This is a genomic window from Streptomyces sp. NPDC016309 (assembly GCF_043077235.1).
Taxonomy (GTDB): Bacteria; Actinomycetota; Actinomycetes; order Streptomycetales; family Streptomycetaceae; genus Streptomyces.
In genome coordinates this window covers 294,296-312,897 of sequence record NZ_JBIBSG010000004.1, presented here as the reverse complement: position 1 = coordinate 312,897, position 18,602 = coordinate 294,296, and the positions used below count along the sequence as shown (strand labels likewise).

Genomic DNA, 18,602 nt, shown 5'->3' with positions numbered 1-18,602 from the left:
CCTCATCCGGGCCCGCGGTACGGACTGCGTACGGCTGCCGACCTCCCGTCGGAGCCGTACGCGGTCTGGTGCTCAGTCCTCGCGGAGCGCGCGGACGGCTTCCTCGACGCGCTTGCCGTAGTCCGGGTCGGCGGCGTGGAAGTGAGCGAGGTTCTTTTCGACGACGTCCTCGCGGGATACCTGGGACAGGCCGCCGGCGATGTTCGCCACGAGGCGGGACTTCTCCTCCTCCGACATCAGGCGGTAGAGCTCGCCCGCCTGGAAGAAGTCGTCGTCCTTGACGTGCAGCGGCGCCGCGTGGGCGCCGGTGTAGCCGGCGACGGCCAGCGGGGCGGAGAGCGCCGCGTCGGTCTGCGCCGGGCCGGAGTACGAGTTGGGCTCGTAGTTCTTGTCGTGGCGCGAGCCGTTGCGGGTGGCCATGAAGCCGTCGCGGCCGTAGTTGTCCGCCACGGTGGCCTTCGGGGCGTTCACCGGGAGCTGGGTGTGGTTGACGCCGAGGCGGTAGCGGTGGGCGTCCGCGTAGGCGAAGAGGCGGCCCTGGAGCATCTTGTCCGGGGAGGGGCCGATGCCGGGGACGAAGTTGTTCGGCGAGAACGCGGCCTGCTCGACCTCGGCGAAGACGTTGTCCGGGTTGCGGTCGAGGACCAGGCGGCCGACGCGCTGGAGCGGGTAGTCGGCGTGCGGCCACACCTTGGTGAGGTCGAACGGGTTGAAGCGGTAGTCCGCCGCCTCGTGCGCCGGCATGATCTGCACGTACAGGGTCCACGAGGGGTTCACACCGCGCTCGATGGCCTGGAGCAGGTCGGTCTGGTGCGAGTTGGCGTCCTTGCCGACGACCTCGGCGGCCTGCTCGGACGACAGGCAGCGGATGCCCTGGTTCGTCTTGAAGTGGTACTTGACGAAGAAGGCCTCGCCCGCCTCGTTGGTCCACTGGTAGGTGTGCGAGCCGTAGCCGTTCATGTGGCGGTACGAGGCGGGTATGCCGCGGTCGCCCATCAGCCAGGTGATCTGGTGCGTGGCCTCGGGGGCGTGCGCCCAGAAGTCCCAGACGTTGTCCGGCTCCTGCTTGCCCGTGAACGGGTCGCGCTTCTGGGAGTGGATGAAGTCGGGGAACTTGATCGGGTCCTTGATGAAGAACACCGGGGTGTTGTTGCCGACGAGGTCGTAGTTGCCCTCCTCGGTATAGAACTTCACCGCGAAGCCGCGCGGGTCGCGGACCGCGTCCGCGCCACCCAGCGAGTCGGCGACGGTCGAGAAGCGGAGGAACAGGTCGGTGCGCTTGCCGATCTCGCTCAGGAAGTCCGCCTTGGTGTAGGCGGTGACGTCGTCCGTGACCTCGAAGTAGCCGTACGCACCGGAACCGCGGGCGTGCACCACGCGCTCCGGGATGCGCTCACGGTTGAAGCGGGCGAGCTTCTCCAGCAGGTGCTGGTCCTGGAGGAGGAGCGGGCCACCGACGCCGGCGGTGGCGGAGTTCTGGTTGTCGGCGACAGGGGCGCCGGACTCGGTCGTAAGCACGCGCTTCGACATCGTGACCTTCCGATACGTACGGGAGCTGCTGGCGGTGCGAGGAGCGTAAGGAGGCCCTCGAGCTCACGTCAACAGTTTGTTGAAAGTGAAGCTGTGGTGTTCCGGGCGGCGCCGTCGCCTGGGCGCGACAGGACAGGTGTCAGCGACGACACCGCCCGGAGATCTGGGGAGCCGGCAGGCTCAGACCTGCGAACCGGAGAGGCGCTCGACGGCGCGCAGCAGCGCGGAGTGGTCCAGGCCGCCGTCACCCTGGGCGCGCAGGGAGGCGACGAGCTGGGCGACCACCGCTCCGACCGGAAGGGCCGCGCCGACGTTGCGGGCGGCGTCGGTCACGATGCCCATGTCCTTGTGGTGCAGGTCGATCCGGAAGCCGGGGGCGAAGTCCCGGTTCAGGAAGTTGTCCTTCTTGCGGGTCAGCACGGTCGAGCCGGCCAGACCGCCGTTGAGGACGTCCAGCGCCGCCGTGAGGTCCACGCCCGACTTCTCCAGGAAGACCACGGCCTCGGCGCACGCCTGGATGTTGACCGCCACGATGAGCTGGTTGGCGGCCTTGACCGTCTGGCCCGAGCCGTGCGGACCGCACAGGACGATGGTCTTGCCGAGCGCCTCCAGGATCGGCAGCGCCGCGTCGAAGTCGGCCTGCTCGCCGCCCACCATGATGGACAGGACGGCCTCGATCGCGCCGGACTCACCGCCGGACACCGGGGCGTCGAGCACCCGGATGCCCTTGTCCGCCGCGGCCTTGGCGAGGTCGACGGAGGTCTGCGGGGTGATCGAGGACATGTCGATCAGCAGGGCGCCCCGCTTGGCGTTCTCGAGGATGCCCTCGGGTCCGTAGGCGATGGCCTCGACCTGCGGGGACGCGGGGACCATGGTGATGACCACGTCCGCGTCGGCGACCGCCTCGGCGATCGACCCCGCGGCCGTGCCGCCGGCCTTCGCCAGCCGGTCCAGCTTGTCCTGCTCCAGCGTGTAGCCGGTGACCGGGTAGCCGGCCTTCAGCAGGTTCTCGGACATGGGCGAGCCCATGATGCCGAGACCGATCCACGCGATCCTGGGGAGCGTGCTCATGAGGGTACCTCTCTCAAAACTGTTGTACGTGAAGTCAGTTGGCCGCGCGCTGCGGCCGCGGGAGCCACTCGAAGCTCTCCGCGCTCGGGCGGTCGCCGGCCTTGTACTCCAGGCCCACCCAGCCCTCGTATCCGGCCTTCTTCAGGCGGCCGAGCAGGTCGGCGAGGTCGAGGTCGCCGGTGCCCGGCGCGCCGCGGCCCGGGTTGTCGGCGATCTGGACGTGACCGGTTTTGGCGGTGTACTTCGCGATGACCTCGGGCAGGTCCTCGCCGTTCATCGACAGGTGGTAGAGGTCCAGCAGGAACTTGGCGTTGCCGAGTCCCGTGGCCTCGTTGACCCTGTCGACGACCTCGATCGCGGCCGGGGCGCTCACCAGCGGGTAGCGCGGCGACTCCGGCTTGTTGAGGGCCTCGATCAGCAGGATCGCGCCGATCCGGTCGGCCGCGCGGGCCGCCAGGACCAGGTTCTCCAGGGCCAGCTCGTCCTGGGCGGCCGGGTCGACGCCGTCGACGCGGTTGCCGTACAGGGCGTTGAGCGCCTTGCAGCCGACGGAGGCGGCGAAGTCCGCGGCCACGTCGATGTTGGCGCGGAAGCGTTCCGACTCCTCGCCGGGGACGGACAGGGCGCCGCGGTCCGGGCCGGGCAACTGTCCGGCGTAGAAGTTCAGGCCGACCAGCCGGGTGCCGGCGTCGTCCAGGGCCTTCTTGAGGGCGTCGAGCTCGCTCCGGTCGGGCGTCGGCGTCTCGATCCAGGGCCACCACAGCTCGACCGCGGTGAAGCCCGCCGCGGCGGCGGCCGCGGGACGCTCCAGGAGCGGGAGTTCGGTGAAGAGGATCGACAGGTTCACATTGAAGCGCTGGTCCGTGTATCCCATGAGGGGTTCGGCGCTCCTTCCGTATTGCGGAAGTTCGTTTCTGCTTAACGGAAGATTGCCTGGCGCCGGGGAAGGCTGTCAAGAGCGCCGCTCAAAAAAGGCGCCTTCCGGGCGATGCCCCGAAACGCACCCGGCGCGCTCGTACGGCGCTACAGTCGCCCGCCGCCCACCACCTCCGTGACCTGCGCGTTCGCCTCGCTCCGTGCGCGGGGTCGCCCGGGTCCGCGTCCAGGACCAGGGCCCTGCCCTCCACCCCCGGCTCGTCCTCCGGTGTCCGTGCCGGGGCCCGCCGGGCGACCGGCCCGGGCGACCCGCCCTCCCGGCCGCCCTTCCCCCGCGCGGGAAGGGCGGGCGTCCGTCGCGGGCCGGAGCCGGCATTGCTTACCGTGGGGGCATGCAGCGACTGAGAGTGGAGTTCACGACAGAGCCCTTCGATCTCGACGAGGCACCCGCCCACGCGGTGGTGGCCCGCGAGGTCCTCCGGGCGGCCGATCTGGACGCCGTGGACGTGGGCCCGTTCGGCAACACGGCCGAAGGCGGCGCGGACGCGGTGCTCACCGCGGTCGACGCCCTTCTCCGGCAGGCCCTCGGTGCGGGCGCCACCCGCGTGTCGTTGCAGGTCAACGTGATCGGCGGGACCGGCGCGGCGGCGACGACCCAGGAGGGCGACAAGTGACCGAGCCGGCGGACCACCCCCTGGTCACCGCGGTGAAGCCGCTGGTGGACGCGATGGGCGCACAGATCCTGGGGCCGGAGCAGGCCACCGACGACGACGTCGTCCTCGCCTGGGAGGGCGAGGACGTCCTCGCCGTACGGCTGCCGCAGCTCGCCGACTCGCTGGACCACATCCTGGTGGCGATGGAGCGGCGCCACGGCAAGCCGCTCTCGGAGCTGGACCGCAAGACCAAACAGGCCGTCGTGCGTACGCTGGAAGCGCGTGGTGCGTTCTCCGTCCGGCATGGCGTCGAGACGGTCGCGGGCGCCCTCGGTGTCAGCCGGTTCACCGTCTACAACTACCTGAACAGGGAGAATGCCGCGAAGGGTGAGTAGCTGAGCACAGTGCGCAGCCGGCCGCCGTCCGCATGTCGGGACGGCGGCTTTTGTGTCCCCGAAGTTTCAACAAACTGTTGACGGGGCGTCGCGCCAGGGCGTTAGCTATCCGCAGCCCGTCCAAGCACAGGAAAACAGCCACGGAGGCTCCCGTGACTTCGAGTACACAGCGCCTTTCGGGGGAGACCCCCGAACCCACCACGGGCCTCACCCGGTTCAACACCTCGGCGGACGGCGACGCGCTCGCCGCCCTGCACGAGGTGTGCGCCAGCTCGGCGTGGGGGAGCAAGCTGCTCGCCCGGCGCCCGTACGCCACCACCGAGGCCCTCCTTCTCGCCAGCGACGCCGCCATGGCCGAACTGACGGCGGAGGACCTGGCCGAGGCGATGGCGGGCCACCCGCCGATCGGCCGCCCCAAGCCCGGTGATCCGACGTCGTCCCGCGAACAGAGCGGGATGGCCGGCGCCTCCGAGGACCTCAAGGCGGAGATGCTCGAACTGAACCTGGCCTACCAGGAGAAGTTCGGCCACGTCTTTCTGATCTGCGCCACCGGCAGGACCGGCGAGCAGATGCGCGACGCGGTCCGGACCCGGATCGGGAACTCGCCCGAGCGGGAGCGGGAGATCGTCCGCACCGAACTGGGCAAGATCAACCGCATCCGGCTGACCCGTCTCGTAGAGGAAGAGAGCGCCGCATGAGCACCGAGACCACCGCGTCGGTGTCCACGCACATCCTGGACACCAGCATCGGACGCCCCGCCGAGGGCGTCGCCGTCTCCCTGTCGGCCCGCAGCGGGTCCGGCGCGGAATGGGTGGCGCTCGGGGCTTCGGCGACCGACGCGGACGGGCGTTGCAAGGACCTGCCGGCCCTGCCGGAAGGCACCACACACGTACGCCTCGGCTTCGAGACCGAGGCGTACTTCACGCGTTCGAACACCACAGTGAAGCAAGCCGAGGCGCAGCAGGACGCCCCCCGCGTAAGGGACAGCGGCGCGTTCTTCCCGGAGGTGGCGATCACTTTCGCCGTCGTCCCGGGCGAGCACTACCACGTACCGCTGCTGCTCAACCCGTTCGGCTACTCCGTTTACCGAGGGAGCTAGCAGACACATGCCCACGATTCTCGGCCAGAACCAGTACGGCAAAGCAGAGAACCGCGTCGTCAAGATCACGCGGGACGGCGACACCCACCACATCAAGGACCTGAACGTCTCGGTCGCCCTCTCCGGCGACATGGACGACGTCCACTACTCCGGCTCGAACGCCAACGTCCTGCCGACCGACACCACCAAGAACACGGTGTACGCGTTCGCCAAGGAGTACGGCATCGAGTCCGCCGAGCAGTTCGGCATCCACCTCGCCCGTCACTTCGTGACCTCGCAGGAGCCGATCCACCGGGCGCGCATCCGCATCGAGGAGTACGCCTGGGAGCGCATCGAGACCTCCGACGCCAACTCCAAGTTCATCGGCGCCGACGAGGTCAAGCACTCCTTCGTCCGCAAGGGCCAGGAGACCCGCGTCACGGAGATCACCTACGACGGTGAGGCCTGGCAGGTCATATCCGGCCTGAAGGACCTGGTCGTCATGAACTCCACGAACTCCGAGTTCTGGGGGTACGTGAAGGACAAGTACACCACCCTCCAGGAGGCGTACGACCGCATCCTGGCCACCCAGGTCTCCGGCCGCTGGCGGTTCAACTGGACCGACGACGAGCAGCGGATGCCCAACTGGGAGAAGTCCTACGAGCAGGTGCGCAAGCACATGCTCCAGGCCTTCGCCGAGACGTACTCCCTGTCGCTCCAGCAGACGCTGTACCAGATGGGCTCGCGCATCATCAACAACCGGTCGGAGATCGACGAGGTGCGCTTCTCCCTGCCGAACAAGCACCACTTCCTGGTCGACCTCGAACCGTTCGGGCTGAAGAACGACAACGAGGTCTACTTCGCGGCCGACCGCCCCTACGGCCTCATCGAGGCCACCATCCTCCGGGACGGTGTGGAGCCCAAGATCCCGGTCGACATGACCAACCTCTGATTGCCAGGCCGATGACCGCCCCGCCCGCCCTCACGGAGGACGGGGCGGCACCGGACCGGAGGGACCAGCAATGGCACAGCCTGCATCGGGGCCGGCACCAGAAGGCCCGTGTTCCACCCCACCGGAGAAGATCCCCTGTCACCCGGTGGACGAAAAGCTCCCCTTCTCGCGGCTCGTCCCCGCCGCACTCCAGCACATCGCCGCCATGTACGCGGGCGTCGTCACCCCTCCGCTCATCATCGGCCAGGCCGTCGGCCTGGACGCGGCCGGGATGACCCGGCTGATCGCGGCGAGCCTGCTCATCGCGGGCCTCGCCACCCTCCTCCAGACCCTCGGCGTCTCCGGCGTCGCCGGGAACCGGCTGCCGTTCGTCAACGCGGCCTCCTCCGCCGGCATCGCGCCGATGCTCGCCATCGCCGAGACCAGCGCGCCCGGCCGGCAACTGCCCGCCATCTACGGCGCGGTGATGGTCGCCGGAGTCTTCTGCCTCGCCGTCGGTCCCTTCTTCGGCCGGCTGCTGCGCTTCTTCCCGCCCCTCGTCACCGGAGTCGTCATCACCCTGATCGGGGTGACCCTGATGCCCGTGCCGGTGAGCTGGGCCCAGGGCGGTGACAAGGACGCCGCCGACTTCGGCGCCATGCGGTACCTCGCGCTCGCCGCCTTCACCCTCGTGGTGATCCTGCTCTTCCAGCGCTTCGGCAAGGGCTTCGTCAAGCAGATCGCCCTGCTGCTGGGCCTCCTCATCGGCACCCTCGCCGCGATCCCCTTCGGGATGGCCGACTTCGCCGGCCTGCGGGAGGCGCCCCTCGCCGCGCTGCCCTCGCCCTTCGCCTTCGGCGCCCCCGAGTTCCAGCCCGCCGCGATCCTCTCCCTGTGCATCGTGATGCTGGTGCTGATGACCGAGTCCAGCGCCGGCATGCTCGCCCTCGGCGAGATCTGCGAGCGCCGCACCGACGGCAGGACCATCACCCGTGGCCTCCGCACGGACGGCATCGCCACCCTGGTCGGCCCCGTCTTCGGCGGCTTCCCCACCTCGGCCTTCGCCCAGAACGTCGGCGTCGTCTCCCTCACCCGGGTGCGCAGCCGGTACGTCGTCGCGGTCGCCGGCGGCGTGCTCCTGGTGCTCGGGGTCTTCCCGGCGCTCGGAGCGGTCGTCTCCCTCGTCCCGATGCCCGTCCTGGGCGGCGCCGGTATCGTTCTGTTCGGCTCGATCGCGGTCAGCGGCATCCGTACGCTCTCCGAGGCGGGCCTCGACGACAGCTCCAACATCATCCTGGTGGCCGTCGCCCTCGGAGCGGGCATCATCCCGCTCGCCGCTCCCACCTTCTACGCGGAGTTCCCGGCCTGGGCACAGACCGTGCTCGGCTCCGGCATCAGCGCCGGAGCACTCGTGGCGGTCCTGCTCAACCTGTTCTTCCACCATCTCGGCACCCGGAGCCGTCACACGGTCCCGGCACTCAAATCCTCCTAGGGTCCTGCCGTGCCCTCCCCCACGGACTCCGTCCAGGGGAACCCGAAGCCACCACCGAAAGAAGAAGGAAGCACCATGGCACCTTCGGCAGCCCAGAGCGCCCCCCGGCGCATCGTGATCGAGAACTGCGCGATCGCGACCGTCGACGCCGACGACACCGAGTACGCCTCGGGTCACCTGGTCATCGCGGACAACAGGATCGAGTCCATCGGAGCGGGCAAGGCCCCCGAGGGCCTGGACGGTGTCGTACGGCGCATCGACGCCACCGGCCACCTCGTCACCCCCGGCCTGGTCAACACGCACCACCACTTCTACCAGTGGATCACCCGGGGCCTGGCCACCGACCACAACCTCTTCAACTGGCTCGTCGCCCTTTACCCGACCTGGGCGCGCATCGACGAGCGGATGGGCTACACGGCGGCCCAGGGCTCCCTCGCCATGATGGCCCGTGGCGGTGTCACCACCGCCATGGACCACCACTACGTCTACCCGAAGGGCTCCGGCGACCTGTCCGGCGCCATCATCAGGGCCGCGTCCGAGATGGGTGTCCGCTTCACCCTGGCCCGCGGCTCCATGGACCGCAGCGAGAAGGACGGCGGCCTGCCGCCGGACTTCGCCGTCGAGACCCTCGACGGCGCCCTCGCCGCCACCGAGGAGACCGTCAAGAAGCACCACGACGCCTCCTTCGACGCCATGACCCAGGTCGCCGTGGCGCCCTGCTCCCCGTTCTCCGTCTCCACCGAACTGCTCAAGCAGGGCGCCGAACTGGCCCGCCGCCTCGGGGTGCGCCTGCACACGCACGGCTCGGAGACCGTGGAGGAGGAGCAGTTCTGCAAGGAACTGTTCGGCATGGGCCCGACCGACTACTTCGAGTCGACCGGCTGGCTCGGCGAGGACGTGTGGATGGCGCACTGCGTCCACATGAACGACTCCGACATCGAGGCCTTCGCCCGTACCAGGACCGGCGTCGCGCACTGCCCGTCGTCCAACGCCCGCCTCGCCGCCGGCATCGCCCGCGTCCCCGACATGCTCAAGGCGGGCGTCCCCGTCGGCCTGGGCGTCGACGGCACCGCCTCCAACGAGTCCGGTGAGCTCCACACCGAGCTGCGCAACGCCCTGCTGATCAACCGCCTCAACCGCGAGCACCGCGAGGCCGCCCTCAACGCCCGCCAGGCCCTGCGCCTCGGGACCTACGGCGGCGCCCAGGTCCTCGGCCGCGCCGGGCAGATCGGCTCCCTGGAGCCGGGCAAGCTCGCCGACCTGGTGCTGTGGAAGCTGGACACGCTCGCCCACGCCTCCATCGCCGACCCGGTGACCGCCCTCGTCTTCGGCGCGGCGGCCCCGGTCACGGCCTCGTTCGTCAACGGCAAGCAGATCGTCGAGGACAACCGCCTGCTGACGGTCGACGAGGACGCCATCGCCCGTACCACCCGGGAAGAGGCCCAGCGCCTCGCCCGGATCGCCGCCCAGGGCTGACCCCCGGGCCACATCGCCGGCCGCGCACGCCGCGGCCGGGCGATCCACGAAGTCCGGTCGAGGGGGACGGCCCTCGACCGGTCGCCGCGGACCCGAGCGGGGCCCGCGGCAGCCGGACCGGGGGGCGCCGTACCGCAAGGAGGTACCGCGCCCCCCGGAACGGTGAAGGATGTCGGCACCCCCACCCTGACGACACACCCCCCGGGCGCAACACCTGCAACACCTCCATGAAACCCACGTCCCCGAGCACGTGTAACCGACCGGAGGAACCCACGTGGCCGCCAAGCCCAGGTTTCGCAACGACCCAGATGCCACCGACGCCACCGACGTCGCCGACGCAGGAGCCGCGCCCGACGACCGTAAGCACCCGGTCGACGAGAAGCTCCCGCCCTTCAAGATGTTCACCAGCGGCCTCCAGCACGTGGCCGCCATGTACGCGGGCGTCGTGGCCCCGCCGCTCATCGTCGGCGCGGCCGTGGGGCTGTCCGGCACCGAACTGACCTTCCTCACCGGGGCCAGCCTGTTCACCGCGGGGCTCGCCACCTTCCTCCAGACCCTCGGCGTCTGGAAGATCGGCGCCAGGCTGCCGTTCGTCAACGGCGTGACCTTCGCCGGGGTCGCCCCCATGCTCGCCATCGTCGACACCACCGACGACAAGGCCGACGCCCTGCCGGTCATCTTCGGCGCGATCATCGTCGCCGGTCTGCTGGGCTTCATCGCCGCCCCCTACTTCAGCAAACTGGTCCGCTTCTTCCCGCCCGTCGTCACCGGCACCGTCATCACCCTGATCGGCGTCTCCCTCCTGCCCGTCGCCTTCGGATGGGCCCAGGGGCCGAACCCCGCCGCCGACGACTACGGCTCGACCACCTACCTCACCCTGGCCGCGATCACGCTGGTCCTGGTCCTGGTGCTGCGGCGGTTCACCCGGGGCTTCGTCAAGCAGATCGCCGTCCTCATAGGCCTGGTGCTGGGCACCCTCGTCGCCGTACCGTTCGGCGTCACCGACTTCAGCCCGGTCACCGAGGCGGACGTGGTCGGCTTCCCGGCGCCGTTCCACTTCGGCGCCCCGCAGTTCGCCCTCGCCGCGATCGTCTCGATGTGCGTGGTGATGCTGGTGTCGATGACCGAGTCGACCGCCGACATGCTGGCGCTCGGCGAGATCGTCGAGCGGCCGGCCGACGAAAGGACCATCGCGGCGGGACTCCGCGCCGACACCCTCGGCTCGGCCCTCAGCCCCCTCTTCAACGGCTTCATGTGCAGCGCCTTCGCCCAGAACATCGGGCTGGTCGCCATGACCAGGATCCGCAGCCGGTTCGTGGTCGCCTGCGGCGGCGGGTTCCTGGTCCTGATGGGCCTCTCCCCGGTCGCCGCCTCGCTGATCTCGGTGGTGCCCCGCCCGGTCCTGGGCGGCGCGGGCGTCGTGCTCTTCGGGTCGGTCGCGGCCAGCGGCATCCAGACCCTGGTCAAGGCCGGCCTGGAGAAGGACAACAACGTCCTGATCGTCGCCGTCTCGCTGGCCGTCGGCATCATCCCGATCACGGCGCCGGAGTTCTACCACGCCTTCCCGGAGACCGCGAAGATTATCCTGGACTCCGGCATCTCCACCGGCTGTGTCGCCGCCGTCCTGCTCAACCTGGTCTTCAACCACCTGGGCAACGGCGGACGCGACGCCGACGAGGTCACCGCCCCCATGGAACCGGGCGAGGAGATCTCCGGGACCAGGGCCACCAAGGCGGCCCCGGCCCACTGACGCACCGGGCCGACCGGGCGCGTACGGCACCGGCGGGTGCCGTGCGCGCCCGCCGTGCCGTGTTCAGGCCCCCTGCCAGGCCATCAGATTGCTGAACAGCTCCGCCTGTTCGATCGCGTCGTCCAGGGCGTGGTGCGTGTGACGCCGCCGGGAGAGCAGCTCGCGGGGCATCGTGCCCTTGGCGACCGCCCGCAGCGGCAGCCGCGCCTTGGTCGCGTACAGCGTCTTCATGTCCATGCACCCCGAATGTCCGAACGGGCTCGCGCCCGTGTAACGCATCAGGTACCAGTACAGGAACGTCCAGTCGTACGAGGCCGGATATCCGCACATCACCGGCTGCGCGCCCCTGCTCACCTCCCTCACCCAGGTGCTGAACTCGGCCAGGGCGACCACCGGGTCCGCGCCGTCCCTGAGCAGCACTTCCCGGTCCAGTCCACTGACCGCGAGCGCCTCAGGGTCGAACGCGTCACTGATCGGCCGCAGTTCGCGGTAGAAGGTGTCCGCCTCCGGGTCGGCCGGCTCGTACGCGTCGGCGTCCTGTCGCCCGGCCACGGCTGCGCCGACGCTGAGCATCGAGTACGGCCCCGGGATGGGGCCGTCGGCCTCGATGTCGACGGAGATGTACACGCTGGGGCGGAGTCTGCGGGCCATGGCCCGGGAGCATCGCACACCACCTCCCGCCGGTCACCCGGATTTCCCACCGGCCCCCGGCCCGCCGTCCGGACGCCAGCCGGGGCGGCGACCGCTGAGGCCGATCACCCGGTCGAGCAGGAGCGCGTCCTCCGGGACCGGCACCGGCGGGCCGAACGGCCCCCGCTGGTCCGGGTCGTCGGCGGTGGGGGCCAGCAGTGCGTACGAGGCCTCCAGCGACGCCTCGTCCGGCGCGTACTCCTGGCCGGTCGCCCGCGCCAGGTCCCACCCGTGCAGCAGCACCTCGTTCAGCGCGACCAGCCCGGCCACCTCGCCCGGCAGGGTGACACCCCCGGCCCGGGTGGTGCCCTGCCACGCCGCCGGGTCCCGCCAGGCGGCCGCGAGCTCGTCCAGCCGGCGGGGGAGCGCGGCCCGCCAGTCCTCGGCGAGCGGCGGCAGCCCCGCCCGCGGGTCCGTGTCCGTGGTGGGCCCGAGGTCCTTCCGCCCGGCGTCCCGGAACGCGACCGCCAGTCCCAGCAGGTGGGCCAGCAGGTCCCGTACCGCGTACTCGGGGCAGGGCGTCCGGTCGCCGAGCCGGTCGTCACCGATCCCGTCCAGCAGCCGGGCCACACCGCGGGTCGCGGGTCCCAGATCGAGCATGCGCTCCTCCGTGTGTACGTCCATGGGGGGGCAGACCGCCGGCGGCCCGGAAACTCATCGTGCCCCCTCACTTCCGCCGCCGCGCGCACTCGTCGGCCAGCCGCGGGTACGCCCGCGCGATCGCCCCGTACACCCGCTCGCGCAGCAGCCGCTCGGCCTCCGCCCGCCCGGTCGCCCCGTACAGCCCGTCCAGCAGCGCGTCGTACCGGCGCAGGGTGTACCGCAGGTAGTCCACCTGCCACCGCACCAGCGCCCCCGCCCTCGGCGCCTCCGGGCCCGGCGCCCCCGCCCTCGGCGCCCCCGGGCCCGGCGCCTCCTGGCCCGGTGCCTCCGGGCCCGGCGCCTCCTGGCCCCGTGCCTCCGCGCCCGGGCGGCCGGCCCCCACCGGGCGGCCGGCCCCCGGACCTCCCGCGCCCGAACCCGCGCTCCCCGGCCCGCCGCCCCCGCCCGCACCGGCGCCCGTCGACCGCCGGTGCCGGACCGCGCGACGCTCCAGCTCCGCCTCCGGCAGCAGCGGCACCCGGATCGGCTCCGCCCGGATCGCCGCCAGCACGGCCGCCCGCCGCCGCTCCGCCCCGGCCCGCACGGCCGCCGGGCTGCGCCCCGCCGAGGCGGAGCACGCCGCGAACTCCGGTGTCCGCTCCACCGCCTCCACCCTGGCCAGCAGGTACAGCCGGACCGGCGCCACTGACCACCGCCGCGGGTCCCGCCCCTGCACGTCCGGCTCACCCAGCAACTGCCGCACCATCGCGTCGGTCCACCCGCGCTGCCGCAGCCCGGTCGGCGTCAGGTACGTCAAACGCTCCGTCATGATCCCCCCAGCACTCGTCACGGAGAGTGATGGAACCAGTGAAGCGCACCCCACTGACAACGGCGCCCCGCCCCGGCGTCCCCTGATCGGGCTACCCGCCCGGGCGCGAGCCGCGCCGACCCCCGCGCACCCCGGGCGCGGCCCATACGCTCCCCGAGTGACCGTGATCCGTACCCCCGCCCCCAACACCGGACTCGACACCTTCCTGGCCTGGGCCGGCAAGGAACGCGAGGCCCGCGGGAAGGCCCCCCTCCCCGTGCGTACCGCGGACGCCGTCCTGACCCTGTTCGCCCTGCACGGGGCCGACCGCCGGACCGGGGTGCCCGAGCCGACCGCGCGGCTGCTGGGCCCGGTGCTCCACGAGGACCTGCCGGTACTGCTGTGGGGCTCCCCGCCGGAGGCCGACGCCGTGCCCGAGGTCGTCGCCGCGCTCGCCGACCTCGCGCGGGCGTCCGGCCGCCTGAACGCCAAGCGGCACGCCCGGCTGCTCGCCGCGCTCGACGAGGCGGTGCCGGAACACCGCCGGGCCATGGCCGACCCGTGGAACCTGACCTGGCCGCGCTGGTACGCCTCCCTGCTGCGCTCCGACGGCGTCGACGCCGACGACCCCGGCGCCGTACGGGCCTGGCTCGCCGCCCACGAGAACACCCCGCGCGCCGAGCGCCCCGCCCTCCCGGCGCCGCTGCACCGCTCCGACGTCGCCGCCCGCACCTTCGCCGTCCGGGCGCGGCTGGACGAGCTGCTGCTGGCCGCCTCCGCCCGGGACGCCGAGGCCCCCTCGCCGGCCGGCCCCCTGCTGCCCGTCCCGCCACGGCCCGCCGGCCGCCCGGACGAGGACGTGCCCGCCGGGCTGGAGCGGCTCGCCGACGAGCTCGTCGACCGCTGGACGGCCGCCGGCCTGGCCGCCGCGCTCGCCGAGCCGGACGGCCCGCACGCCTCCCTCGCGCCCGGACCGGAGTCGATCCCGCACTTCGCCCTCGCGGACCGGCTGCTCGGCGAACACCTGGACTACTACGGCGACGCCGCACGTCCCCTCCCCCCGCCGCCCGCACTGCCCGCCCCCGAGGCGATCAAGGAACTGCTGCACGCCGCCCCGCTCCCCGCCGCCCTCGCCGCGGGCTCCGCGGACGTCCCGCCCGAACTGGCCGAACGCTGCTTCCCCGGCCCGGCGGCCGCCGTCTGGGCCGACGGGACGCCGGCCGAACTCACCGAACTCGCCGCGGACGTCCTGGCGGCGGTCGTCGACAGCATCGGCTTCACCTCCGCATCGGAGTACGCGCAGGACGCCGCCCACCTGCTCTACGCGCTGTACGAGCGGGGCGGCACGGCCGACTCCGTCGTCCGCAAGGCGGCCGAGAGCGGAGGCCTGCCGGTCGACCCGGACCTGGAGGACGCGCCCGTACCGCTACCGGAGGACACCTCGTACCGGCCGTACGCCATGCCGTCCCCGGACCGGCTCCCCGCCCTCCTGGGCATGCCCTCCCTCACCGAGGAGGACCGGGCCGGACTGGAGACGCACGCCCACGCCCTGGCGGAGGTCGTCGACCGGCTGGCCGCGACGGGCTGCGTCTTCCGCGCGGGCGACGCGTACGGCCTCACCCCGCTCGGCCGTGCCGTGCTCCGCCACGTCCTGACCGCCGGTCATGTCGCGGCCCCCGGGGACGAGGAGGTCTCCGAGTGGGAGGCCGCCGAGGTCGTCACCGCCGTCCAGAGCTGGCCCGCCGACACCGCCGCCGGCACCCTGACCCGGTGGACGGCCGGCCGGGGCGTCGCCGCCTGGAGCGAGCTCCTCGACGCCGCGGGCGCGGCCAAGGCCGCCGACTTCCAGGGGCTCGACACCGCCGCGCTCCTCGCCCGTCTCGACCTGGCCTCCGTACCGGCCGAGGCCCTGCGGGCCGCCCTCACCCACCCGGCCGTCGGCGCCCACGCCCACCGGCTGCTGACGGCCCGGGGCGAGGCCACCCCCGCCGACGCCGACCGGGTCCCCGAGAGCGCCCGCGCGGTCCTCACCCTGGAGACGCTGGAGGAGCTCCGGGCCCGGGACCGGCGCACGACCGCCGAGCACGGGGACGCGGGCGTCCCGGCGCTCCCCGGCGCCTTCGACGCCGCCTCCTCGGCCTGGCCCGGCGGCGCGCCCGCTCTGGTCCGGGCCCTGACCGGGACCGACCGTGCCACCGCCCTGCGGGTCCTCCAGTCCCTCGCCGGCCACCACCCGGACCCGGGGACGGCGGCCCTCGCCTCACGGGCCGCGCGGGCCGCGGCGAAAGGGGCCGCACGGACGGCCCCGCGGGGATCCTCCGGAAACCGCCTCCGCCGGAACCGCACCAGCCGGGATCGTCCCCACTCTTGAAGCGTCCCCTCCCGGTGTGCCATACAGGTCTGGACCAATTCCCAGCCGTCCGTGTGGAGGCCGATCGTGCACCGTCCCCCGACCGCCGCCGCGTTGAGCGTGACCGCCGCCCTCCTGCTCACCGCGTGCGGCGGCCCGGACGCGGACCGGGCCAAGGACACCGCGCGCCCCACGACCCCCACCGGGGTGACCGCCCAGGCCGGCAGCGCCACGTCCGCGCACGTCATGTGGGAGCGCTCGACGGACGACACGGCGGTCACCGGGTACGAGGTGCTCCACGACGGGCGGCGGGTCGCGTCGGTGCCGGCCGCCCGGAACATGGTCGACGTCGAGCGGCTCGCCCCCTCGACCGCGTACCGCTTCACGGTCCGCGCCAGGGACGCCGCCGGCAACCTGTCCGCGCCCAGCGCCGCCGTGTCCGTCACCACACCCCCGTCCGTGCGGGACGACCGCACCCCGCCCACCCGCCCGCCGGCCCTCCGCGGCATGGTGGAGGGCACCGGGGCGGTCACCCTCACCTGGGGGCGGGCCGCCGACGCGGCGGGCGTCACCGCCTACGACGTCTACCAGGCCGACTCCCGCGTCCACAGCGTCCCGGGCAGGGCCACCACCGCCCGGGTCACCCACCTCCGGCCGGGCACGGTCTACACCTTCACGGTCCGCGCCCGGGACGCGGCGGACAACTCCTCGCCCGACAGCCCCTCCGTGGACCTCACCACCGCCCCGGCCGCCGGCTCCGGCCCCAGCACCGCCCCCACCGGCCTGACCGCCACGGCCCGCCCGGGCGGCGTCGCCCTGTCCTGGACCCCGCCCGCCACCGGCGCCCCCGTGAAGGAGCACCAGCTTTTCCTCGACGGCGCCCTCGCCACCACCATCGTCTGGGGTGCCCAGCCACCTCCCGGCCCGGTGCACTACACCTTCACCGTCACCGACCGCCCCGGCACCCGCTACACCGTCAAGCTCCGCGCCAGGCTCCCGGACGGCACCTGGGGCGACTTCTCCGCCCAGCGCACCGTGGTGACCCGCTGAGACGCCCCCGCCCCCGGCGCAGTGCGACGCCGGGGGCGGGGGTGGTCCGCGGGGAGGGTGCGGGGCGGGTCAGCCGACGAGCTGCTCGTACGCGGGGAGGGTGAGGAAGTCCGCGTAGTCGGCGTCCAGCGAGACCTTCAGGAGCAGGTCGTGGGCCTGCTGCCACCGGCCGGCGGCGAAGGCCTCCTCGCCGATCTCGGCGCGGATGGCGGCCAGTTCACGGGCCGCGACCTCGCGGGCCAGCTCCGGGGTGGCCCGCTCGCCGTTCTCGAAGACGACACCGGCGTTGATCCACTGCCAGATCTGCGAGCGGGAGATCTCGGCGGTGGCCGCGTCCTCCATCAGGTTGAAGATGGCGACGGCGCCGAGGCCGCGCAGCCAGGCCTCGATGTAGCGGATGCCGACCTGGACGGCGTTGCGGAGACCCTCGTACGTCGGCTCGGCGTCGAGCGAGTCGATGGCGATCAGGTCGCCGGGGGCCACCGAGACGTCCTCGCGGAGGCGGTCCTTCTGGTTCGGCTTGTCGCCCAGCACGGCGTCGAAGGAGGCCGTCGCGATCGGGACCAGGTCGGGATGGGCGACCCAGGAGCCGTCGAAGCCGTCGTTCGCCTCGCGGTCCTTGTCCGCCTTGACCTTCTCGAAGGCGACCTTGTTGACCTCGGCGTCCTTGCGGGACGGGATGAAGGCCGCCATGCCGCCGATCGCGTGGGCGCCGCGCTTGTGGCAGGTGCGCACCAGCAGTTCGGTGTACGCGCGCATGAACGGCGCCGTCATCGTGACCGCGTTGCGGTCCGGGAGGACGAACTTGCGGCCGCCGTCGCGGAAGTTCTTGACGATGGAGAAGAGGTAGTCCCAGCGGCCGGCGTTCAGGCCCGAGGCGTGGTCGCGCAGCTCGTAGAGGATCTCCTCCATCTCGTACGCGGCGGTGATCGTCTCGATCAGGACGGTCGCGCGGACGGTGCCCTGCGGGATGCCGACGTAGTCCTGGGCGAAGACGAAGATGTCGTTCCAGAGGCGGGCCTCCAGGTGCGACTCCGTCTTCGGGAGGTAGAAGTACGGGCCCTTGCCGAGGTCGATGAGGCGCCGCGCGTTGTGGAAGAAGTACAGGCCGAAGTCGACCAGGGCGCCGGGGACCGGGCGGCCGTCGAAGCGCAGGTGGCGCTCCTCCAGGTGCCAGCCGCGAGGGCGCATGACGACGGTGGCGAGCTGGTCGGCGGGCCTGAGCGCGTACGACTTGCCGGTGCGCGGGTCGGTGAAGTCGATCTTCCGCTCGTACGCGTCGATCAGGTTGAGCTGGCCGAGGACGACGTTCTCCCAGGTGGGGGCGGACGCGTCTTCGAAGTCTGCGAGCCAGATCCTGGCGCCCGAGTTGAGGGCGTTGATGGTCATCTTCCGGTCGGTCGGACCGGTGATCTCCACGCGGCGGTCGTTCAGCGCGGCCGGAGCCGGCGCGACCTTCCAGCCGTCGTCCTCGCGGAGCTGTGCGGTCTCCGGGAGGAAGTCGAGCGTGCTGGTGCGGGCGATCTCGGCACGGCGCTCGGCGCGGCGGGCGAGGAGTTCGTCACGTCGCGGCGTGAAGCGCCGGTGCAGCTCGGCCACGAAGGCCAGGGCCGCGTCGGTGAGGACCTCGTCCTGCCGGGGCAGGGGCTCGGCTTCGACGATGGCCAGCGGGGACGGCGCTGGTGCGGACATGAGCTGTCACTTCCTTCAGCGGGGACTGTGGCACGGCGCCGTGCAGCGGCCGCCGGGCGTACGCGCGCGGCACTGAGTGCCGCGGGAGCCGAGATACGGTCACGGGCGCCTTCTGACGATCGGGTGCTTCTGAACAGTGGATACTAGTTTCCTCATGGTGGAAGTTCAATGGTTTGTT

At 72.2% G+C, this 18,602-nt stretch carries 17 protein-coding genes; 10 read left to right on the top strand and 7 right to left on the bottom strand.

Annotated features, from left to right (window positions below):
• Window positions 1-72 precede the first annotated feature (72 nt).
• From ACF068_RS12325 to ACF068_RS12315, 3 genes are all read right to left on the bottom strand, one after another.
• Window positions 73-1,530 (bottom strand): catalase, encoded by a 1,458-nt coding sequence (locus ACF068_RS12325; protein WP_392274142.1) that lies wholly within the window; start codon window positions 1,528-1,530, stop codon window positions 73-75.
• A gap of 180 nt (window positions 1,531-1,710) precedes the next feature.
• The gene (locus ACF068_RS12320; protein WP_392274141.1) at window positions 1,711-2,601 is read right to left on the bottom strand and encodes a 2-hydroxy-3-oxopropionate reductase; all 891 of its coding nucleotides are present in this window, start codon (window positions 2,599-2,601) and stop codon (window positions 1,711-1,713) included.
• 34 nt (window positions 2,602-2,635) lie between these two features.
• Window positions 2,636-3,475 (bottom strand): TIM barrel protein, encoded by an 840-nt coding sequence (locus ACF068_RS12315; RefSeq protein ID WP_392274140.1) that lies wholly within the window; start codon window positions 3,473-3,475, stop codon window positions 2,636-2,638.
• 394 nt (window positions 3,476-3,869) lie between these two features.
• Here ACF068_RS12315 and ACF068_RS12310 point away from each other — a divergent pair, with 394 nt between their 5' ends.
• The 8 genes from ACF068_RS12310 (at window position 3,870) to ACF068_RS12275 (ending at window position 11,252) form a co-directional block, all read left to right on the top strand.
• Complete coding sequence (locus ACF068_RS12310) at window positions 3,870-4,151, top strand: hypothetical protein (RefSeq protein WP_392274139.1); 282 nt, start codon at window positions 3,870-3,872, stop codon at window positions 4,149-4,151.
• Window positions 4,148-4,525: a helix-turn-helix domain-containing protein gene (locus ACF068_RS12305; RefSeq protein WP_392274138.1), complete on the top strand. Its 378-nt coding sequence runs from the start codon at window positions 4,148-4,150 to the stop codon at window positions 4,523-4,525. The genes ACF068_RS12310 and ACF068_RS12305 overlap by 4 nt, the downstream gene beginning before the upstream one ends.
• Window positions 4,526-4,677: 152 nt before the next feature.
• Window positions 4,678-5,223 carry a 2-oxo-4-hydroxy-4-carboxy-5-ureidoimidazoline decarboxylase gene (gene uraD, locus ACF068_RS12300; protein WP_392274137.1) on the top strand — a complete coding sequence of 182 codons (546 nt, stop codon included), beginning with the start codon at window positions 4,678-4,680 and terminating at the stop codon, window positions 5,221-5,223.
• Window positions 5,220-5,624, top strand: a complete 405-nt coding sequence (uraH, locus tag ACF068_RS12295; protein ID WP_392274136.1) for a hydroxyisourate hydrolase — start codon at window positions 5,220-5,222, stop codon at window positions 5,622-5,624. Before uraD ends, uraH begins: the two co-directional genes overlap by 4 nt.
• A 7-nt stretch (window positions 5,625-5,631) precedes the next feature.
• The gene (pucL, locus tag ACF068_RS12290) at window positions 5,632-6,555 is read left to right on the top strand and encodes a factor-independent urate hydroxylase (RefSeq protein ID WP_392274135.1); all 924 of its coding nucleotides are present in this window, start codon (window positions 5,632-5,634) and stop codon (window positions 6,553-6,555) included.
• Window positions 6,556-6,625: 70 nt separating this feature from the next.
• Window positions 6,626-8,026, top strand: a complete 1,401-nt coding sequence (locus ACF068_RS12285; protein WP_392274134.1) for a nucleobase:cation symporter-2 family protein — start codon at window positions 6,626-6,628, stop codon at window positions 8,024-8,026.
• A 75-nt stretch (window positions 8,027-8,101) separates the two neighbouring features.
• Window positions 8,102-9,502 (top strand): 8-oxoguanine deaminase, encoded by a 1,401-nt coding sequence (locus ACF068_RS12280; protein ID WP_392274133.1) that lies wholly within the window; start codon window positions 8,102-8,104, stop codon window positions 9,500-9,502.
• Between the two features lie 274 nt (window positions 9,503-9,776).
• Complete coding sequence (locus ACF068_RS12275) at window positions 9,777-11,252, top strand: nucleobase:cation symporter-2 family protein (protein ID WP_392274132.1); 1,476 nt, start codon at window positions 9,777-9,779, stop codon at window positions 11,250-11,252.
• A gap of 63 nt (window positions 11,253-11,315) precedes the next feature.
• Here the strand turns inward: ACF068_RS12275 and ACF068_RS12270 are convergent, their stop codons facing one another.
• From ACF068_RS12270 to ACF068_RS12260, 3 genes are all read right to left on the bottom strand, one after another.
• Window positions 11,316-11,903 (bottom strand): 3'-5' exoribonuclease domain-containing protein, encoded by a 588-nt coding sequence (locus ACF068_RS12270; protein ID WP_392274131.1) that lies wholly within the window; start codon window positions 11,901-11,903, stop codon window positions 11,316-11,318.
• 33 nt (window positions 11,904-11,936) lie between these two features.
• Window positions 11,937-12,542, bottom strand: a complete 606-nt coding sequence (locus tag ACF068_RS12265; protein ID WP_392274130.1) for a TIGR03086 family metal-binding protein — start codon at window positions 12,540-12,542, stop codon at window positions 11,937-11,939.
• 67 nt (window positions 12,543-12,609) lie between these two features.
• Window positions 12,610-13,353 (bottom strand): hypothetical protein, encoded by a 744-nt coding sequence (locus ACF068_RS12260; RefSeq protein ID WP_392274129.1) that lies wholly within the window; start codon window positions 13,351-13,353, stop codon window positions 12,610-12,612.
• Between the two features lie 157 nt (window positions 13,354-13,510).
• Here ACF068_RS12260 and ACF068_RS12255 point away from each other — a divergent pair, with 157 nt between their 5' ends.
• Together ACF068_RS12255 and ACF068_RS12250 are read left to right on the top strand one after the other, a co-directional pair.
• Window positions 13,511-15,703: a hypothetical protein gene (locus tag ACF068_RS12255; RefSeq protein WP_392274128.1), complete on the top strand. Its 2,193-nt coding sequence runs from the start codon at window positions 13,511-13,513 to the stop codon at window positions 15,701-15,703.
• A 66-nt stretch (window positions 15,704-15,769) separates the two neighbouring features.
• A complete protein-coding gene (locus tag ACF068_RS12250; protein ID WP_392274127.1) occupies window positions 15,770-16,732 on the top strand; it encodes a fibronectin type III domain-containing protein in 963 nt (320 codons plus the stop codon).
• Between the two features lie 69 nt (window positions 16,733-16,801).
• Here ACF068_RS12250 and aceB read toward each other — a convergent pair whose 3' ends face one another.
• Window positions 16,802-18,424: a malate synthase A gene (aceB, locus tag ACF068_RS12245; protein WP_392274126.1), complete on the bottom strand. Its 1,623-nt coding sequence runs from the start codon at window positions 18,422-18,424 to the stop codon at window positions 16,802-16,804.
• Between the last annotated feature and the right edge of the window lie 178 nt (window positions 18,425-18,602).

What these genes read in the sequence shown, in the direction of transcription:
- ACF068_RS12315 (WP_392274140.1), bottom strand. Translation starts at nt 3,475, where the DNA reads ATGGGATACACGGACCAGCGCTTCAATGTGAACCTGTCGATCCTCTTC.
- ACF068_RS12270 (WP_392274131.1), bottom strand. Translation starts at nt 11,903, where the DNA reads ATGGCCCGCAGACTCCGCCCCAGCGTGTACATCTCCGTCGACATCGAG.
- ACF068_RS12310 (WP_392274139.1), top strand. Translation starts at nt 3,870, where the DNA reads ATGCAGCGACTGAGAGTGGAGTTCACGACAGAGCCCTTCGATCTCGAC.
- ACF068_RS12265 (WP_392274130.1), bottom strand. Translation starts at nt 12,542, where the DNA reads ATGCTCGATCTGGGACCCGCGACCCGCGGTGTGGCCCGGCTGCTGGAC.
- uraH (WP_392274136.1), top strand. Translation starts at nt 5,220, where the DNA reads ATGAGCACCGAGACCACCGCGTCGGTGTCCACGCACATCCTGGACACC.
- ACF068_RS12285 (WP_392274134.1), top strand. Translation starts at nt 6,626, where the DNA reads ATGGCACAGCCTGCATCGGGGCCGGCACCAGAAGGCCCGTGTTCCACC.
- ACF068_RS12320 (WP_392274141.1), bottom strand. Translation starts at nt 2,601, where the DNA reads ATGAGCACGCTCCCCAGGATCGCGTGGATCGGTCTCGGCATCATGGGC.
- pucL (WP_392274135.1), top strand. Translation starts at nt 5,632, where the DNA reads ATGCCCACGATTCTCGGCCAGAACCAGTACGGCAAAGCAGAGAACCGC.
- ACF068_RS12260 (WP_392274129.1), bottom strand. Translation starts at nt 13,353, where the DNA reads ATGACGGAGCGTTTGACGTACCTGACGCCGACCGGGCTGCGGCAGCGC.
- ACF068_RS12325 (WP_392274142.1), bottom strand. Translation starts at nt 1,530, where the DNA reads ATGTCGAAGCGCGTGCTTACGACCGAGTCCGGCGCCCCTGTCGCCGAC.
- ACF068_RS12280 (WP_392274133.1), top strand. Translation starts at nt 8,102, where the DNA reads ATGGCACCTTCGGCAGCCCAGAGCGCCCCCCGGCGCATCGTGATCGAG.
- aceB (WP_392274126.1), bottom strand. Translation starts at nt 18,424, where the DNA reads ATGTCCGCACCAGCGCCGTCCCCGCTGGCCATCGTCGAAGCCGAGCCC.